Raw genomic sequence first — 1,222 nt, forward strand, 5'->3', positions numbered from 1 at the left:
TACAGCCATCGATTTAACGATAAAAAACAACGAAATAACAGGTAGCAATCCAGCCTATAGCGTTACGTATTACCTCAATCAGGCAGATGCAGACGCTCAGGCCAACCCATTACCAAATACCTACACTAATATAAGCAACCCACAAACCATAGTGGCAGGTGTGCTCAATACCAACACCAGCTGTTACAATACAATCACATTAGACTTGGTAGTTGAGCAGGCACCAGTAATTTTTACACCAACTGCTTTAGAATATTGCGATCCAGACAGTGATGGCTTTGGTGTCTTTACCCTTACCGATGCCGATGCACAAATTACAGGAGGCGCACCAGGACTTACCGTTACCTATCACGAAACACCAGCCGATGCGCAAAACAACATCAACCCATTAGCCAGTCCGTATAACAACATTGTGGTTAACATGCAAACCATCTACGTACGCGTAGAAAGTGCCACCATAGCAACAGACTGTGCCAGTTTCGAAGACCTTGTACTCATTGTCAACCCAACCCCACAAATCATCAGCGCACAAGATTTAACACCCTTAGCCGTTTGCGATAACGATGCCGATGGGTTTGCCACCTTTAATTTACCAACCAAAGAACCAGAAATACTAAACCTGTTAGATGGCGATGCCACTAACGATTTAGACCCAACATTATACACCATTACCTACTACCAGACCCAAGCCAATGCCGAAGCAGCAAACAACCCAATTGCAACGCCAAACGCCTATATAAATGGTACCATAAACATGGAAACCATTTGGGTACGTGTAGAAGACAATGCCACAGGCTGTTACAAAACCGTAGCCTTAGAGTTAATAGTAAACCCATTACCAGTACTGGTACAACCAGACCCACTCGAGCTCTGTGATATTAACAACCCAGGCGATGAGGTCGAAGAATTTAATTTAGAAGATGCCAACGCCCAGATACTAAACGGGCAAACAGGCATTACACTAACCTATTTTACCACGCAGGCAGGAGCAGACACTAACGATGCCAATGTGCAGATTTTTAGCCCATACACCAATGTGGTTAACCCCCAAACCATTTATGTGCGCGCAGAAAACAACAATACCAGCTGTGTAAGCACCATCACCTTAGATTTAAGAGTCAACCCATTACCATCACCAGTAGCCATGCCAGTTATGGTAGAAGAATGTGATGACGATAACGATGGCTTTGCCCTGTTCGATTTAGACGCGCAAACCGCTATT

General features: G+C 44.4%; 1 pseudogene. It reads left to right on the forward strand.

The annotated features are described in order from the left end of the window. A pseudogene (locus ACVC43_RS02265) lies at positions 1 to 1,222 on the forward strand (hypothetical protein); the annotation flags it as partial.

The sequence above is a fragment of the Lacinutrix chionoecetis genome (assembly GCF_053604665.1).